This is a genomic window from Streptomyces sp. NBC_01549 (assembly GCF_026339955.1).
In the GTDB taxonomy this organism is placed as follows: domain Bacteria; phylum Actinomycetota; class Actinomycetes; order Streptomycetales; family Streptomycetaceae; genus Streptomyces.
Map to the genome: position 1 here is coordinate 1376176 of NZ_JAPEPW010000001.1, position 16804 is coordinate 1392979.

14 protein-coding genes and 2 pseudogenes are annotated in these 16804 nt (G+C 71.0%); 12 read left to right on the plus strand and 4 right to left on the minus strand.

Annotation, left to right across the window (positions count from 1 at the left end; genetic code table 11):
* Positions 1-82 precede the first annotated feature (82 nt).
* Positions 83-1165, plus strand: coding sequence for a 2,3-diaminopropionate biosynthesis protein SbnA (gene sbnA / locus OG819_RS05785; protein ID WP_266648330.1), 1083 nt, complete (start codon positions 83-85; stop codon positions 1163-1165).
* Positions 1166-1371: 206 nt separating this feature from the next.
* Here the strand turns inward: sbnA and OG819_RS05790 are convergent, their stop codons facing one another.
* Positions 1372-2502, minus strand: a complete 1131-nt coding sequence (locus tag OG819_RS05790; RefSeq protein WP_266648332.1) for a Ku protein — start codon at positions 2500-2502, stop codon at positions 1372-1374.
* A gap of 165 nt (positions 2503-2667) precedes the next feature.
* On the opposite strand from OG819_RS05790, the gene ligD reads away from it, so the two are divergent.
* Positions 2668-3549, plus strand: a complete 882-nt coding sequence (ligD, locus tag OG819_RS05795) for a non-homologous end-joining DNA ligase (protein WP_266648334.1) — start codon at positions 2668-2670, stop codon at positions 3547-3549.
* Between the two features lie 476 nt (positions 3550-4025).
* Here ligD and OG819_RS05800 read toward each other — a convergent pair whose 3' ends face one another.
* Positions 4026-4829 (minus strand): nuclease-related domain-containing protein, encoded by an 804-nt coding sequence (locus tag OG819_RS05800; RefSeq protein ID WP_266648336.1) that lies wholly within the window; start codon positions 4827-4829, stop codon positions 4026-4028.
* A gap of 97 nt (positions 4830-4926) precedes the next feature.
* Between OG819_RS05800 and OG819_RS05805 the strand changes: the two genes are divergently transcribed.
* The 8 genes from OG819_RS05805 to OG819_RS05840 all read left to right on the plus strand — a co-directional run bounded on the left by OG819_RS05805 (position 4927) and on the right by OG819_RS05840 (position 13458).
* On the plus strand, positions 4927-5433 hold the full coding sequence (locus tag OG819_RS05805; RefSeq protein WP_266431509.1) for a dual specificity protein phosphatase family protein: 507 nt from the start codon (positions 4927-4929) through the stop codon (positions 5431-5433).
* A 257-nt stretch (positions 5434-5690) separates the two neighbouring features.
* Complete coding sequence (locus OG819_RS05810; protein WP_266648337.1) at positions 5691-6503, plus strand: hypothetical protein; 813 nt, start codon at positions 5691-5693, stop codon at positions 6501-6503.
* Positions 6500-7834 carry an ATP-binding protein gene (locus tag OG819_RS05815; protein WP_266648339.1) on the plus strand — a complete coding sequence of 445 codons (1335 nt, stop codon included), beginning with the start codon at positions 6500-6502 and terminating at the stop codon, positions 7832-7834. The genes OG819_RS05810 and OG819_RS05815 overlap by 4 nt, the downstream gene beginning before the upstream one ends.
* 101 nt (positions 7835-7935) lie before the next feature.
* Positions 7936-8436 (plus strand): SH3 domain-containing protein, encoded by a 501-nt coding sequence (locus OG819_RS05820; RefSeq protein ID WP_266648340.1) that lies wholly within the window; start codon positions 7936-7938, stop codon positions 8434-8436.
* 104 nt (positions 8437-8540) lie between these two features.
* Positions 8541-9920, plus strand: coding sequence for an FtsW/RodA/SpoVE family cell cycle protein (locus OG819_RS05825; protein ID WP_266652583.1), 1380 nt, complete (start codon positions 8541-8543; stop codon positions 9918-9920).
* Complete coding sequence (locus tag OG819_RS05830) at positions 9917-11518, plus strand: penicillin-binding protein 2 (RefSeq protein ID WP_266628550.1); 1602 nt, start codon at positions 9917-9919, stop codon at positions 11516-11518. The genes OG819_RS05825 and OG819_RS05830 overlap by 4 nt, the downstream gene beginning before the upstream one ends.
* A gap of 117 nt (positions 11519-11635) precedes the next feature.
* Positions 11636-12676: a permease gene (locus OG819_RS05835; protein WP_266585767.1), complete on the plus strand. Its 1041-nt coding sequence runs from the start codon at positions 11636-11638 to the stop codon at positions 12674-12676.
* On the plus strand, positions 12673-13458 hold the full coding sequence (locus OG819_RS05840; RefSeq protein WP_266628548.1) for a TIGR03943 family protein: 786 nt from the start codon (positions 12673-12675) through the stop codon (positions 13456-13458). Before OG819_RS05835 ends, OG819_RS05840 begins: the two co-directional genes overlap by 4 nt.
* 13 nt (positions 13459-13471) lie before the next feature.
* Here the strand turns inward: OG819_RS05840 and OG819_RS05845 are convergent.
* Positions 13472-13639: pseudogene (locus OG819_RS05845) on the minus strand (ADP-ribosylglycohydrolase family protein); the annotation flags it as partial.
* A 44-nt stretch (positions 13640-13683) separates the two neighbouring features.
* A pseudogene (locus OG819_RS05850) lies at positions 13684-14786 on the minus strand (ferritin-like domain-containing protein).
* Positions 14787-14926: 140 nt separating this feature from the next.
* Between OG819_RS05850 and OG819_RS05855 the strand changes: the two are divergent.
* Both OG819_RS05855 and OG819_RS05860 read left to right on the plus strand, forming a co-directional pair.
* Positions 14927-15856, plus strand: coding sequence for a diiron oxygenase (locus tag OG819_RS05855; RefSeq protein WP_266628544.1), 930 nt, complete (start codon positions 14927-14929; stop codon positions 15854-15856).
* A 203-nt stretch (positions 15857-16059) separates the two neighbouring features.
* Positions 16060-16785, plus strand: a complete 726-nt coding sequence (locus OG819_RS05860) for a TetR/AcrR family transcriptional regulator (RefSeq protein WP_266431532.1) — start codon at positions 16060-16062, stop codon at positions 16783-16785.
* The last annotated feature ends 19 nt before the right edge of the window (positions 16786-16804 follow it).

Genomic DNA, 16804 nt, shown 5'->3' on the forward strand with positions numbered 1-16804 from the left:
TCCCGCCCACGGAAGCGAGAAGGCCCGCCCACGGTCGGACGGACATTCCGAAAGTGCTCTGCTCCAGATAGAGGAGACCGTCGTGCCCGTCATTTCCGTTCCCCACGCCTTCAACGAAGACGATCTCTATGTCGACCTCCGGTCGATCATCGGGCACTCGCTCTTCCTGAAGTGCGAAGGCTTCAACTTCGCCGGCTCGATCAAGTTGAAGGCCGCCGTCGAGATGGTGGAGGCCGCCGAGCGGGACGGAGCCCTGACCCCGGAGTCGATCCTGGTCGAGTCCTCGTCCGGAAACCTCGGCGTGGCCCTGAGCATGATCGCGGCGAGCAAGGGCTACCGGTTCCTGTGCGTGACGGACTCCCGCGGCAACCTGTCGACCAGGATGATGATGGAGGCCCTGGGCAGCCAGGTGCACATGATCGCCGGGCAGGAGGCCAACGGCGGCTATCTCGGCGCGCGGATCGAGTACGTGCGTGCGCTGTGCGCCTCCGACAGCCGGTACGTGTGGCTCAGCCAGTACACCAATCCGAGCAACTGGAAGGCGCACTACCGCAGGACGGCGCCGGAGATCGCCCGTCAGTTCCCGCAGCTGGACGTGCTGTTCGTCGGGGCCGGCACCACCGGGACCCTGATGGGCTGCGCGCGCTACTTCCGGGAATGGCACCGGCCGGTACGCGTGGTAGCGGTGGACAGTGTGGGCTCGGTGTCCTTCGGCGGTCCGCCCGGCCGCCGGATGATTCCGGGCCTGGGGATGAGCATGCGCCCGCCGCTGCTCGACGAGTCCTACGTGGACGAAGTGATACGAGTCGAGGAGGCTGACACCGTCCGTACCTGCCACCGACTGGCCCGGCGCGGATTCGTGTTCGGCGGCTCCACCGGCACGGTGGTCAGCGGCGCGACGGACTGGCTGGACCGGCACGACGCACGCGACCTCACCGCGGTGGCCATCGGTCCGGACCTCGGCGAGCGCTACCTCGACACCATCTACCGGGCCAGCTGGCTGCGGGATCTATACGGGGACGACGTACTCAGTTCCGAGGGGATCGCGGCCGATTCCTGGGCGCCCTCCCCCGCGCCACCGCCACGGTGGGACAGGGAGCTCGAGTTCCAGAACGGGGAGCGCGAGAACAAGCAGCACGCCCAGCTCGAGGACCGTAAGACGTAGGGTCCGTCCTACCGATCAGCTCGCCTCACGGTGCGGCGCCCGATCGGCGTCGGCGAGCGGGGTCCGGCGTGTGCCGGACCCCGCTCGCCCTGTGCTGGGCAACTCGTTCGGGTTCGGCGGGCACCATCGCGCGGCTCCTCAGCCGCGCTCTCGCACTCCGTACGAGGTGACGGGTCCCGGATGCCGCGGGTGTCCCAGGGGATCGGTCAGGCCGAGGCGCGCCCCCGCGCGGTGGCCTTCTTCGCGGCCGTCTTCTTCGCCGTGGCCTTCTTGGCGGACGTCTTCTTGGCCGCCGTCTTCTTGGCCGTGGACTTGGTGGCCGCCCCCGCCTTGCCGACCGCGTGGTCCGTCGACTTCGCCGTCGGCTTCGCCGTGGACTTCGCCGTGGACTTCGCGGCCGTCTTCTTCGCCGCCGTCTTCTTCGCGGTCGACGTGGACTTCTTCCCGCCGACCTCCTTGGGCGCCGTACGGGCCGACCTGCGGGAGGGCAACGGGGTGACCTCGGCGGGCTCACCGGGCTCCGTGCCGGTCGCCTCGCCGATCTCCTCGCCCCGGGACTCCTTGGCCGCGCGTACGCTCTTCTCCAGGGCCGCCATCAGGTCGAGCACCTTGCCGCCGGGCCGCTCCGCGGCGGGGGGCGCGGCAGGGATTTCGCCGGAGGCCTTGGCGGCGATGAGTTCCTCGAGGGCCTCGCGGTAGTCGTCGTGGAGTTCGGTGAGGTCGACCTCGCCGAGGGTGTCCATGAGGGCGTCGGCCAGGTCGAGTTCCTTGTCGCGGACGGTCACGCTCGCGTCCGGGGCGACCTCCTGGGTGGACCGGATCTCGTCCGGCCACAGCAGGCCGTGCATGGCGATCACGTCGTCGACCACCCGCAGCATGCCGAGCCGCTCCCGTCCGCGCAGTGCGAACTTCGCGACGGCGACCTTCTGGCTGCGCTTGAGGGCCTCACGCAGCAGGACGTACGGCTTGGTGGCGGGAACGCCGCTCGCGGCCAGGTAGTACGCCGTGTCCATCTGGAGCGGGTCGATCCGCTCGGCCGGCACGAACGCCACGATCTCGATCGTCCTCGCGGTGGGGATCGGCAGCGAGGCCAGGTCCTCGTCCGTGATGGGGATCAGCGTGCCGTCCGCGTCCTCGTACGCCTTGCCGATCTCACCGGTGGTGACCTCGCGGTCCTCCACCTCGCAGAACTTGCGGTACCGGATGCGGCCGCCGTCGTCGAGGTGGATCTGGCGGAAGGAGACCGAGTGGCTCTCCGTCGCGTTCACGAGCTTGATCGGGATGCTGACCAGGCCGAAGGAGATGGCGCCGTTCCAGATGGATCGCACGTGCGGCACCTTCCTGGTGGTTCCTGCTGACACGGGTTCTTGTCGGCACGGGTTCGCGGGATGCCGTTGAAAGCCAGGCTAGACGGGTGTCCGCGACCTCACATCCGCAAGAGAGCGGTCGAGCGGTGGTGCGATATCGGCCCTTTGATCACGGTTTCATGCGACTCTCGTCGTATGACGCCGATCACGGAAGTGGAGGGACGGCGGCTCGCGCTCACTCATCTGGACAAGGTGCTGTACCCGGCGACCGGCTTCACCAAGGGTGAGGTGCTGCACTACTACGCGACCGTCGCGGAACCCGTGCTGGCGCACCTCCATGACCGGCCGGTCTCCTTCCTCCGCTACCCCGACGGGCCGGACGGACAGGTCTTCTTCACCAAGAACGTGCCGCCCGGCACCCCCGACTGGGTCCGGACCGCCGAGGTCCCCCGGACGGAGGGCCCCGCACGGATGGTCCTGGTCCAGGACCTCCCCTCGCTGATGTGGGCGGCGAACCTTGTCACCGAGTTCCACACGCCCCAGTGGCAGGTGGACACGCCCGGTCTGGCCGACCGGCTCGTGTTCGACCTCGACCCGGGGGCGCCGGCGACGGTCGTCGAGTGCTGCGAGGTCGCGTTGTGGCTGCGGGAGCGGCTCGCGGTGGACGGGATCGAGGCGTACGCGAAGACGTCCGGGTCCAAGGGGCTGCATCTGCTGGCGGCGCTGGTGCGGACGGCGTCCTCGGACGTCAGTGCGTATGCGAAGGAGCTGGCCGTCGAGGCGGAGCGGGCGTTGCCGGCGCTCGTCACGCACCGGATGACCAAGAGTCTGCGGCCCGGGAAGGTGTTCGTGGACCACAGTCAGAATGCCGCGCGGAAGACGACGGCCACGCCGTACACGCTGCGTGCGCGGCTCGCGCCCACCGTGTCCGCCCCCGTCACCTGGGCCGAGATCGCGGCCTGTGCCGATCCGTGCCGGCTCGTCTTCCACGCGGACGACATCGCTGCGCGGCTGCACCGGCATGGCGACCTGCTCTCGCCCCTCCTCTCCCCGTCCCACGCCCACGCTCTCCCGTAGCCCCGGCGCTGCCTCGCCCCCGCCGCCCCTACCCGTCCCATCCCCAGGGGCTCCGCCCCTTCGACCCCACTGGGGGCTGCCGCCCCCAGACCCCCGCATCGGCCTGAACGGCCTCGTCCTCAAACGCCGGACGGGCTGGAGGTGCGGGCCGGCCGGGGTGGGTGGGGCATCGGCCACCAGCCTCGTCCTCACACGCCGGACGGACTGAAAACCCGGGCCAGGCGGAGGCTTTTAGGGGCGCGGGGAACTGCGCGACCAGCCCCCACCGGCCCGCAGCCGAAACGAAGCGAGTGGGTGGGGAATCCGGGGCGGAGCCCCGGTGCAGGGGGCGCGGGGAACTGCGCGACCAGCCCCCGCCCGCCCGCGGCCGACGAAGCCACCAGGGGGTCTGGGGGCGGAGCCCCCAGGTTCGGGATGGGACGGGTAGGGGCGGCGGGGGCGAAGGAAAAGCGGCCCACCGCCGGAGGTCCGGGGCGTCACGTGTGGAGCCATGTGTGGCGGTCGCGGGCCATCGCGTGCAGCGCCTCCACGTCCGCCGGCTTCAGAACACCCCCCAGTCGGGCCAACGAGGACAGGTCGGTGTCCTTGAGGACGCGGACCTCGCGAAGGGGCGCGAGGACGTCGACGTCGGCGGGACCGGCCACGGCCAGGACGGCGTGGACCTCGGCAGTCAGCGCGTACGAGGCCCGGTCGGCGTCGGCACGGACACGGCGCAGCAGCGGACTCGGCTCACGGCGACCGACGGTGACCATGGGGTCGGCGACGAGAACCCGCTGCTTGCGGGCGTTCAGGGCGCGCAGGGCGAAGATGCCGCCGGGACCGATCAGGAGGTGGTCGATGCGGTCGCCGCCGGGGAGCGGGATGGAGTGGAGGGTGTGCCAGCCCGCGCCCTCGAGGTGGTCCAGGGCATCGCCGACGGCCTGCTCGGCGGCGAGCGCACGGCGTCGCGGGTCGGGCCGCAGGCGGCGCGCCGGTCCCGGGTCGCGGTCGAGGTCGATGACCAACGCCTCGCCGGGCCGGTTCGGCGCGAGGTCGTCGTCCGGGTGAAGGGTCAGGCGGGCCAGCTCCGCGGGGGTCGGGACCGGTGGGGGTCCCACCGTCACCGGGCCGGTCAGGAAGGGGCCGAGCGCGTTGAGCACGTCCTTGCGCCGCTCCTCGCTGAGCAGATTGACCCGGGCTGCCTCACGGTCGTACCACGCGACGTTCCTCCCGTCGGTCAGGCACACGTACAGGCGCTCCTGCCCGTGGCGCCATGTCGGTATGACGCGCAGTCCGTTCATGCACCATCACCCCACGTCCATGGGAACAGGCGGGGTGCTCCAGGGGCAAGAACCCGGTTACCTTTGTGAGCAGTTGGGGGAGTTGTGGGAGGCGCTGTTGCGGACTCGCAGAAAGCAACCCGAGGTACCCGCTCCGGACAGCCCGTGGAGCGAGATCGTGCCTGGCCTGTGGATGGGCGGGCACGCGTTCGCGGGGCGTACCGGCGAGCCGGAATTCGCGGTCGTGAGGGATGAGTTCGACCTGGTCCTGACGCTGCTGCGGCTGCCGGGGCACGGCCCCGACCCGGGTGTCGAGCACCATGTGTGGCCGATTCCGGACGGTCCCCTGGACGGAACGCAGCTCGCGGGGGTGATCCGGCTCGCGCGGGCCGCTGACGACGCGCTGGAGGACGGGCGGCGGGTCCTGGTGCGCTGTTATCACGGTTACAACCGTTCGGGGCTCGTGGTCGCGCACGCGCTGGTCCTCGCGGGGCACACCTCCGACGAGGCGATCCGGCTGATACGGAGTCGCCGCTCGCCGTGGGCCCTGCACAACGAGCTGTTCGTGGAGTACCTGCGTGCCGGTCTGCCCACGGCCCGCCTCCTGGAGGAGCTGGCGGAGTAGCCCTTCTCCTCCGCCCGCGCGTCCGGCACCTCCGCACCTCCGGCATGTCCAGCTCCTCCGCCACCGTCGGGCATCCCACGGCCTCACGCCCTCGCATCCTCACCGGCCGCACCAGCCGCACCAGCCGCACCAGCAAACAAAAAGGACTTCCCTACGAATATGGTGTATGCCGTCGGTTTCGTCGATTTCACGCCGACCTCGCGCACCGAGCCGTCCCCCTGGCCCCGGCTCGAGGCCGGCCCGGACGCAGGAGAGCAGTGACCCCCACCCGGCCCCGCAGTCTCGTGCTCGCCGCCCTCGTCGCCGTGCTGGCGGCGGCCGTGGCGGGCTGTGGCGACTCCGGTGCCCTGCGGGGCGCGGGAGCGACGCCCACCGCCGTCGGCCCGTCCCGGCTCTGGCCCGGGCTGCCGCCCGCGTCGATGGCCGCCCTCGACTACGGCGAGGCGGACACCGAGACGGTCACGGGCATCACGGCGCCGGGCGACGACATCCACAAGGTGGACCCGATCGCCGTGTTCCGCGCCGAGGTGGGCCGCCACCCGGACGAGTACACGGCCGTCCACGCCCCGTACCGTGAGACGGCCCAGCAGCTCAGGTACTGCACCGGCAAGGACACGCTCGGCGGGAAGTGCCCGATCCTCCAGGCGTACTACGGCGATCTCACCGGCGACCGGAAGGACGACCTGGTGCTCGGCATCCGCTTTCCGCAGAATCAGCTGGCGGTGCGCGTGTACACCTTCGAGCACCACAAGCTGGTCCAGATCATGGGCACCACGGACAGCACGATCAGCGTCGAGGTCGCGGGCCGTGACGTGATCATCCGCTCGCCCTCGACCCTGCCGGGCTACGAGTACCGCACGGTGTGGACCTGGGACCCGCACCAGCACGCGATGCTGGCGACCCGCGACGAGATCCTCCGCGTGGGCACACCCGGCCCCACCAGGCGCGGCACCGCCTCGCCCGTCCCCTCAGCACCCCCCGCCCCGCCGGTCTCGCCCTCGGCCTCTCCGTCGGCCTCGACGTCTCCATCGGCATCCCCCTCGCTGTCGCCCGCCGCGAGCGCCTCGTGAGACAGGGCCCGCGCCGCCTCCGGCTGCCCCGCCGCCTCCCCCGCTGGGCCGCCACCCTCACCTGGAAGGCCGCCGCCTTCATCACGGTGATGTGCTGCGGCCTCGCCGCCCTGCTCGGCGTCCTCGTGCATGTCTCGGTGACCAACCAGACCGTCGGCGAGGCCCGCGGCCGGGCGCTCGACCGGCTGGCGGAGGTGACCGCGGACTACCAGGCGGGCGACCGGCTGCCGCCGGGCGCGGGGGTGGATCTCCCGGGGCTGCCCGCGCCGCTGCGCGAGCTGGCGACGGACGGGCGCCGCGGCACGATGGTCGGGCACAACGACCCGCACCCCACCATGTGGGCGGCCGGACCCGCGAGCGGCGGGCGGGCGCTCGCCGTGCAGTTCGACTACTCGCAGGGCGCGCACGCCATCGACGCCCTGGACCGGTCGATCGTCTGGTCCTCGGCGCTGGCGATCGGCGCGACACTGCTGGTGGGGGCGTTCGCGGTGACGCGGGTGACCCGGCGGCTGCACGCGACGGCGCAGGTGGCCCGGCGTATCAGCGCGGGCGACCTGGACGCGCGCGTCAACGATCCCCGTGCGGCCGTGGATCCCCGTACACAGTGCCCGACGCGCCCCCAGGACGAGGTGGCCGCGGTCGCCGGGGCCCTCGACACGATGGCGTCCTCGCTGCAGAGCAAGCTGACGATCGAGCAGCGCTTCACCGCGGATGTGGCGCACGAGCTGCGCACCCCGCTGACCGGGCTGCACGCAGCCGCGGAGCTGCTGCCGCCGGGCCGGCCGACGGAGCTGGTCCGCGACCGGGTGGCCGCGCTACGCACGCTCACCGAGGACCTGCTGGAGATCTCCCGGCTGGACGCCGGGCGGGAGCTGCTGGAGCTGGACTCGGAGCCGCTGGCCGCGCTGGCCGAGCGGGTGGTGCGGGCGTCGGGCACCGCAACCGAGGTGCGGGTCGTGCGTGACGCCCGGGTGGAGACCGACCGGCGCCGACTGGAGCGGGTGCTCGGCAATCTGGTGGCCAACGCGCACAAGCACGGGGCGGACCCGGTGGTGCTGACCGTCGACGGCCCGTTGGTGACGGTGCGGGATCACGGCGGCGGCTATCCGGACTATCTGCTGGAGCACGGGCCGCAGCGGTTCCGTACGGAGGGCGGTTCGAAGGGCCATGGGCTGGGGTTGACGATCGCGCTCGGCCAGGCGGAGGTGCTGGGCGCGCGACTGTTGTTCGCCAACGCTCCCGGGGGCGGTGCGATCGCGATGCTGACGCTTCCTCAGGAGGGGCGGGGCGCGTCCGGCACCGGCGGGGAAGGGCCGACCGGGGCACGCTGAGCGCCCTCGCGTCCCCGATGGCGCAGTGCGGCCTGCGCGTATCCGAGCCCGCTCCTAATGTGGCGATTAGTCAGACAAGTAATATTTCCGGAGGAGTTCCCATGCCCCTGCGCCACACTCTCGCCCGCACCGGGATGGTGCTCGCCGCCGGCACGCTCATCGCGGCGGCGAGCACCGGCCCCGCCCTCGCCGCCGGCACGCTCGTCGTGCCCGCGGGCACCGGACCCGGCATCGTCGACGACACCGGGGACTACGCCGGCGACTGGGACAACGGCGACTACCCCTACTTCGACGACGACGGCCTGGGCGACGGATGGTTCGACGACGACCCACGTGATGACGGACGGTTCGACTTCAACGACAACCGGCGCTTCCAGGGCCGGATCGCCGCCCGCAACGGCCTCGCGCTGCACAACCGGCCCGACCGCGACAGCCGGATCACCCGTATCGCACCGTTCCGCGAGCACGTCAACATCTACTGCAAGACCTGGGGCGAGCGCGTCGGCGGCAACCCGATCTGGTACCTGATCACCGACGGCGTCTGGTCCTGGGGCGCGGCGCAAGGCATCGACAACATCGGCGCGTCCCCGCGTTGGTGCTGACGCCGGGGCGTGCCCACCGGATCGGCCTGTCCGTCACCACATAACGGGACATCAGGTCAACCACTTGCTACGTTCCGGACATGATTCAGCCCGGAATGCCCGGAATGCCAGGAATTCCCGGAACACGGGGACCGACCGTGGCAGCGGACCCGCCCACCCCCGCCGTCCGCCTGCCCCGGCGCCGTGGCATCGAGTTCGCCCTGATCGTCATGGCCGTACTGCTGTCCGTGTTCGGCTACTGCGCGGTCGGATACGCCCGGCACGGCACCGTCCCGCCCGGCGCCGCGGTCTACGGCGCCGGGCTCGGTGTGCTCGCACTCCTCGCGCATCTCGCGGTGCGGCTGCGGGCGCCGTACGCCGATCCGCTGCTGCTGCCCATCGCCGTCCTGCTCAACGGCCTGGGCCTGGTGCTGATCTACCGCCTGGACCTGGAGACCCCGGGCGACCAGGCCGCCCCCGTCCAGCTCATCTGGTCGACGCTCGGCGTCGCGCTCTTCATCGCGGCCGTCCTCTTCCTGCGCGACCACCGCGTCCTGCAGCGCTACACCTATGTCTCGGTCGTCACGGCGCTCGGCCTGCTGGTCCTGCCCATCCTCTTCCCCGCCGTGAACGGCGCCCGGATCTGGATCCGGATCGCCGGGTTCTCCATCCAGCCGGGCGAGTTCGCGAAGGTGCTGCTCGCGGTCTTCTTCGCCGGCTACCTCGCGGCCAACCGCAACGCGCTCGCCTACGCGGGCCGCCCCGTCTGGCGGTTCAAGCGACTCCAGCTGCCCACCGGCCGGGTCCTCGGCCCGATCGTCGCGATCTGGCTGCTGAGCGTGGTGGTCCTCGTCCTGGAGCGGGACCTCGGCACCTCGTTGCTGTTCTTCGGCCTCTTCGTGATCATGCTGTACGTCGCCACCGGCCGCACCGGCTGGATCGCGGTGGGCCTGCTGCTCGCCTGTGTGGGCGCGATGGCCGTCGGCCGGCTGGAACCGCACGTCCACAGCCGGGTGCAGGACTGGCTGCACCCCTTCGCGACGATCGACGCGGGCCAGGGCCCGAACCAGCTCGCCCAGTCCCTGTTCGCGTTCGCCGCGGGCGGGATGATGGGCACCGGCCTCGGGCTCGGCCACTCCATCCTCATCGGATTCGCCGCCAAGTCGGACTTCATCCTGGCCACCGCGGGCGAGGAACTGGGCCTCTTCGGACTCTGCGCGATCTTCCTGCTCTACGGCCTCCTCGTGGAACGCGGCTACCGCGCCGGCCTCGCCCTGCGCGACCCCTTCGGACGGCTCCTCGCCATCGGCCTCGCCTCGATCCTGGCACTCCAGGTCTTCGTGATCGCGGGCGGTGTGACCGGTCTGATCCCTCTGACCGGGATGGCGATGCCGTTCCTCGCCCAGGGCGGCTCCTCGGTCGTCACCAACTGGATCATGGTGGCGCTGCTGATCCGCGTCAGCGACTCGGCGCGCAGCCAGTACGACGGGACGGCGGCGCCATGACCAAGTACATCCGCCGGGCCGCCGCCCTCTGCGCGGTGCTGCTGCTGGCCCTCCTCCTCAACGCCACCCGCGTCCAGGTCTTCCAGGCCGGGACGTACGACGGCAACCCGGCCAACCGCCGTCAGACGATCGCCCGTTACGGCCAGCCGCGCGGTGACATCCTCGTCGCCGGCCGGCCGGTCACCGGCTCCAGGGACAGCGGCCAGCAGCTCCGCTACGAACGGACCTACAAGGACGGCCCGTTGTATGCCCCGGTGACCGGCTTCGCCTCGCAGGTGTACGGGACGACGTTCCTGGAGAACGCCGAGGACGGCATTCTCTCCGGCAGCGACCCGCTGCTCTCGCCGTTCCCCCTGTGGAAGGAGGCCACGCACGCCCAGAACCCCGCCGGCAAGGTGGTCACGACGATCGACCCCGCCGCACAGCGCGCGGCGTACAGGGGTCTCGGTTCGCGGCGCGGGGCGGTGGCCGCCGTCGAGCCGGCCACCGGCAGGATCCTCGCGCTGGTCTCCGCACCGTCGTACGACCCCGGGGAACTGTCCGGGACGGGCGCGGCGGTGGCGCACGCGTGGGACCGGCTGAACGGGGCGGCGGACAAGCCGATGCTCAACCGGGCGATCCGGCAGACCTATCCGCCCGGTTCGACGTTCAAGGTGGTGACGGCCGCGGCGGCCCTCGACGCGGGGGTGGTGACGGACCCCGACACGTCCACCACCTCCCCCGACCCGTACCGGCTGCCCGGCACCACGACCCGGCTGACGAACGAGACCGAGGGCTGCGAGGACGCCTCGCTGCGGTACGCCTTCGAGTGGTCCTGCAACACGGTCTTCGCCAAGCTGGGCGTGGACGTGGGGCTGAGCGACATGACCCGCACGGCGGCGGACTTCGGTTTCAACGACCGGGGCCTGCGGATCCCCTTCTCCGTCGCCCCCAGCAACTTCGACACGACCCTCGACAAGGCACAGCTCGCGCTCTCCTCCATCGGCCAGTTCAACACCCGGGCCACTCCTCTCCAGATGGCGATGATCTCGGCGGCCGTCGCGGGCGGCGGGGCCGTGAAAACGCCCTATCTGGTGGAGAAGACGACCACCCGGAGCGACAACACGGTGTCGACGACCGGTCCGAGCACACTCCACCAGGCGATGAACCCGGCGACCGCGGCACGGATGCGCGAGCTCATGACGGACGTGGTGACGGAGGGCACCGGCACCAACGCCGCGATTCCCGGAGCGACGGTCGGCGGCAAGACCGGGACCGCCCAGCACGGCATCGACAACCTGGGGACGCCGTACGCCTGGTTCATCTCCTGGGCCCAGGCGGACGGCGCGATGGAGCCCGCGGTGGCGGTCGCGGTCGTCGTCGAGGACGCGGCGGCCGACCGTGGGGACATCAGCGGGGGCGGGGACGCGGCGCCGATCGCGAAGGCGGTGATGGAGGCGGTGCTCGGGTTCCGGGACGGGGACCGGGACACTCGTCGGGCCGACCTGCCGCTCGGTCATGACCTCTACCGCAGCGGCGTACGAACTCGCCCGGATCAACATCGCCCGCCGCACGGCCCCCCTGGCCCCACCGCGACTGGAGGGACTCCGACACACTGACGGTCTTCGTGGAATGAGCGGCCCCGCCTGAACGGGCGTACCGATACGGGCGTATTTATGGGGAGGGGAACCCACCCACGAGATTCCAGCCCGTGCCCTGCCGGAGGTACCTCGCCCGTGAGCATCACCAAAGCGGCCCCGCCCGGGGCCGACCACCGCGACGCGGACGCGCCGGACGGTCCACGGGAACAGGCGGCCGGATCCCAGGGCTGGCAGTTCAACTCGCCGCTCGTGCTGGTCATGCTGCTGCTCGTCCTGGTGGTGGCCCAGGGGCCGGTCCGCCGGGCACTGTCGGCGCCGGTGATGCAGAGCTGGATGACCGTGTTCGTCGCGGTGGTCGTCCAGGCGCTGCCCTTCCTCGTCCTCGGCGTGCTGCTGTCGGCGGTCATCGCGGTGTTCGTGCCACCGACGTTCTTCGCCCGGGCGCTGCCGAAGCGGCCCGCGCTGGCCGTGCCCGTCGCGGGGTTGGCCGGGGCGGTGCTGCCCGGCTGCGAGTGCGCGTCGGTGCCGGTGGCGGGCGCGCTGGTACGACGGGGGGTCACGCCCGCGGCGGCGCTGGCGTTCCTGCTGTCGGCGCCCGCGATCAACCCGATCGTGCTGACGGCCACCGCCGTCGCGTTCCCCCGCAACCCCGAGATGGTCCTCGCCCGGTTCGTGGCGAGTCTGCTCGTGGCCTGCGTGATGGGGTGGCTGTGGCAGCGACTCGGGCGGGCGGACTGGCTGCGACCGCCGGCCCGGCCCTCGCACGAGGGGCTCGGCAAGGGGGCCGCGTTCTGGGATTCCGTGCGGCACGACGTGATGCACGCCGGCGGGTTCCTCGTCATCGGGGCGATGGCGGCGGCCACGCTCAAGGCCGTCGTACCGGCGACCTGGCTGCACGCCGCGGCCGCCAACCCCGTGGTGGCGATCCTCGCCCTCGCGGTCCTCGCCGTGCTGCTCTCCATCTGCTCCGAGGCCGACGCGTTCGTCGTCTCCTCGCTGACCCAGTTCTCGCTGACCGCGCGGCTGGCCTTCCTCGTGGTGGGACCCATGATCGACCTGAAACTCTTCGCCATGCAGGCGGGCACCTTCGGCCGCGGCTTCGCCCTGCGGTTCGCGCCGGCCACCTTCGCCCTGGCCATCCTCGGCTCGGTCCTCGTCGGGACGGTACTGCTGTGAACCGGCAGGCACAGGCGGCGGTCCTGTTCCTCGTCGGCGCGGCGGTCCTGCACGCCGGGCTCACCGACCTCTACCTGCGCTATGTCAAGGCGGGTTTGCGGCCGCTGCTGCTGGCCGCCGGGGTCGTACTGATCGTGGCGGCGCTGGCGACGGTCTGGTACGAGCGGCGGCCGACGAAGACCTCGAAGGCCGAACTCCACACCGGGCACGGGAACGGCGACGGCGACGAGCGTGAGGACGGGCATGAGGACGGAGACGGTCACGGGCACGTCCACCGCGAACCCCGTGTCGCCTGGCTCCTGGTCCTCCCCCTCTTCGCCCTGATCCTGGTCTCCCCGCCCGCGCTCGGCTCCTACAGCGCCATGCACGCCGGTACGGCCCTGCAGGCGCCCCTCGCCTACCCGTCCCTGCCGGCCACCGACCCGCTCCCGCTCGGCGTCGTCGACTACGCGGGCCGCGCCGCCTACGACCACGGGCGCACCCTGGCCCACCGGCGGGTCGAAGTCACCGGCTTCGTCGCCCTCGCCAAGGACGGCACCCCGTACCTGGTCCGGATGGCCCTCAACTGCTGTGCCGCCGACGCCCAGCCGGTCAAGATCGGCCTGACCGGCCACATCCCGCCCGTCCTGCAGCCCGACACCTGGCTCCAGGTCACCGGCACCTACACCGCCAAGCAGACCAAGGACCCCGTCAACGACGGCCGCATCCCGTTCCTCGACGTCACTGCGGCCAAACCGGTCCCGACCCCGCACGACCCGTACGACGAGAGCTGGAACAACTGAGGACGAGAGTGGCCTAGGAGGCGCCGGGTACGGCCTCGCGGCGGCTCAGCCAGTCCTCGGGCACGTGCCTCACTCCCGTACGGGCGCCCACGATGCCGCCCGTGATGGCGCACGTCGTGTCGACGTCGCCGAAGCCCTCCGCCGTGGTCCAGAGGGCGGAGGTGAGGTCGTAGGGGCGGCGGCGCACCGGACGGCGAAGGGAACGGCCGTCCAGGGGAGGTCGTTCTATGAGCCCTCACCCTTCTCGATCATCTCCTCCACCTCCGCCACCCGTTCCTTCTCCTCCGCCGCGAAACGCTCCGCGTCCAGCCGCTCGGCGACCTCCTCGTCCTGGGCCATCAGCAGGTCGAGGTTGGAGTCGCCCATCTCGAAGACGCCCATGTCGACGTACGCCTGCTGGAGGCGTTCGCCCCACAGGCCGATGTCCTTGACGCACGGGACGATGCGGCTGAAGAGCAACTGGCGGAACAGGCGCAGGAATTCGGACTGTTCGCTGTATTCCTCGGCCTCGGCCTTCGGGATGCCGAAGTTCTCCAGGACCTCGACGCCGCGCAGCCGGTCCCGCATCAAGTAGCAGCCCTCGATGACGAATTCCTCGCGTTCGCGGAGTTCGGCGTCGGAGAGCTGTGTGTAGTAGTCGCGCAGGGCCATGCGGCCGAAGGCGACGTGCCGGGCCTCGTCCTGCATCACGTACGCGAGGATCTGCTTGGGGAGGGGCTTGTCGGTGGTGTCCCTGATCATGCCGAAGGCCGCCAGGGCCAGGCCCTCTATAAGGACCTGCATTCCGAGGTACGGCATGTCCCAGCGGGAGTCCCGGAGCGTGTCGCCCAGGAGGGACCGCAGGTTGTCGTTGATCGGGTAGAGCATGCCGATCTTCTCCTGCAGAAAGCGGGCGTAGATCTCGGCGTGGCGGGCCTCGTCCATGGTCTGGGTGGCCGAGTAGAACTTGGCGTCGAGGTCGGGCACCGACTCGACGATGCGCGCCGCGCAGACCATGGCCCCCTGCTCACCGTGCAGGAACTGGCTGAACTGCCAGGACGCGTAGTGCTTGCGCAGCTCGCCCTTGTCCCGGTCGGTCATCTTCGCCCAGTGCGGGGTCCCGTAGAGGGTCATCGACTCGTCGGGGGTGCCGAGGGCGTCGTGGGGGTCGACCTCCAGGTCCCAGTCGATTCGTTTCTGGCCGTCCCACTGTTTGTCCTTGCCCTTCTGGTACAGGGCGAGCAGGCGGTCGCGGCCGTCGTCGTACTCCCAGCTGAAGCGTGCCGCCCCTGAGGCCGGTATCTGCCAGAGGGGGTCTCCCGGGTGGCGTACAGCTCGTGCGTCGGCATACAACGCAGGCTCACATGAGGTAGACGCGGCGTCAACAAGTCGTGCGCAAGGGATTGACGAGCTTGCTGACAAGCAGTCTCATAAGTCGTGACCGTCGGTAACCCCTGGAGCAATCCCGTACGACGAGGTGGGAACAGCCATGACGACCGTGACGGAAGTGGATGCGCTGCGCGATGCGCTCGGTCTGCTCAAGGACCGGGAGCAGGTCGCCGAGCGGCTGCTCGACTCCTCCGCCAAGCACTCCTTCGACCCGGACAAGGAGCTGGACTGGGACGCGCCCTTCGAGGAGGGCAAATGGTTCTGGCCGCCGGAGCTGGTGTCGCTGTACGACACCCCGCTGTGGAAGCGGATGGGCGAGGAGCAGCGGATACTGCTCTCGCGGCACGAGGCCGCGGCGCTGGCCTCGCTGGGGATCTGGTTCGAGATCATTTTGATGCAGTTGCTGGTGCGGCACATCTACGACAAGGCCGCGACCAGTGCGCATGTGCGCTACGCGCTGACCGAGATCGAGGACGAGTGCCGACACTCGAAGATGTTCGCCCGGCTGATCTCGCACGGTGGGACGCCGTACTACCCGGTGAGCCGGACGCATCTGAATCTGGGGCGGGTCTTCAAGACCATCTCGACCACGCCCGGGTCCTTCACGGCGACTCTGCTCGGCGAGGAGATCCTGGACTGGATGCAGCGGCTGACCTTTCCGGACGAGCGGGTGCAGAGCCTGATACGGGGAGTCACGCGCATCCACGTGGTGGAGGAGGCGCGGCATGTGCGGTACGCGCGGGAGGAGCTGCGGCGGCAGATGGTGACGGCGCCGCGGTGGTCGCAGGAGTTCACGAGGGTGACGTCCGGGGAGTTCGCGCGGGTCTTCTCCGTCGCCTTCATCAACCCGGAGGTCTACACGAACGTGGGGCTCGACCAGCGGGAGGCCGTGGCGCAGGTGCGGGCGAGCGGGCATCGGCGGGAGGTCATGCAGACCGGGGCCAAGCGGCTGACCGACTTCCTGGACGACATCGGGGTACTGCGGGGGGTCGGGCGACGGCTGTGGAAGGCGTCGGGGCTGCTGGCCTGAGGGCGCGGCGCCTGCGGTGCGTGGGTCGGGGCCGTGGCGGTACGTCGAGCCCGTCGCCGCCGGATCAGACGTGGGCCGGGCAAGGGAGCCGCCGCTCGATCCGAACGTAAGCGACGGGCTTGCGACGTACCGCCACGGCCCCTTGCGTCGCATCAAGGCTGCGGGTGGATGGGGGCTCGTGTCCCGGCCGTTACGCTGCCGATATGACCTCGCAGGCTCCTCCCCCCGCATACCGCCGACTGAGTGTCGAGGAGCGGCGCTCGCAGCTCCTCGAAGCGGCGCTGTCCCTCTTCGCGCACCGGGCGCCCGAGGAGGTCTCGCTCGATGACGTGGCCGAGGCGGCGGGCGTGTCACGGCCCCTTGTGTACCGGTACTTCCCGGGCGGCAAGCAGCAGCTGTACGAGGCCGCCCTGCGGTCCGCCGCGGAGGTTCTGGAGCACTGTTTCGCGGAGCCCCCCGAGGGGCCGCTGAGCGAGCGGCTGGCCAGGGCGCTGGATCGGTATCTGGCGTTCGTGGACCAGCACGACGCCGGGTTCAGCGCCTTGCTGCAGGGTGGGAGCGTCGTCGAGACGTCACGGACGACGGCCATAGTGGACGGCGTACGGCGGGCCGCGGCGGAGCACATTCTGGATCATCTGGGCGTGCGGGAGCCGGGGCGACGGCTGCGGATGACCGTGCGGATGTGGATCACGGCGGTGGAGGGTGCCTCGCTGAGCTGGCTGGACGGGGGCAAGGAACCGCCGTTGGACGAGCTGCGGGACTGGCTCGTGGAGCAGTTCGTGGCGATGGTCGTGGTCAGTGCCGGGCGGGATGCGCAGACCGCCGCGGTGGTGCGGGCCGCGCTCGCCCTGGAGCGGCCGGAAGGGGCCGTGGGCGGGCTGGCCCGGGCGGTTCTTCCGGTGATCGGTGACGCCGCGCGGCTGCTGTGACGGGTGCGTTTTTGACTGC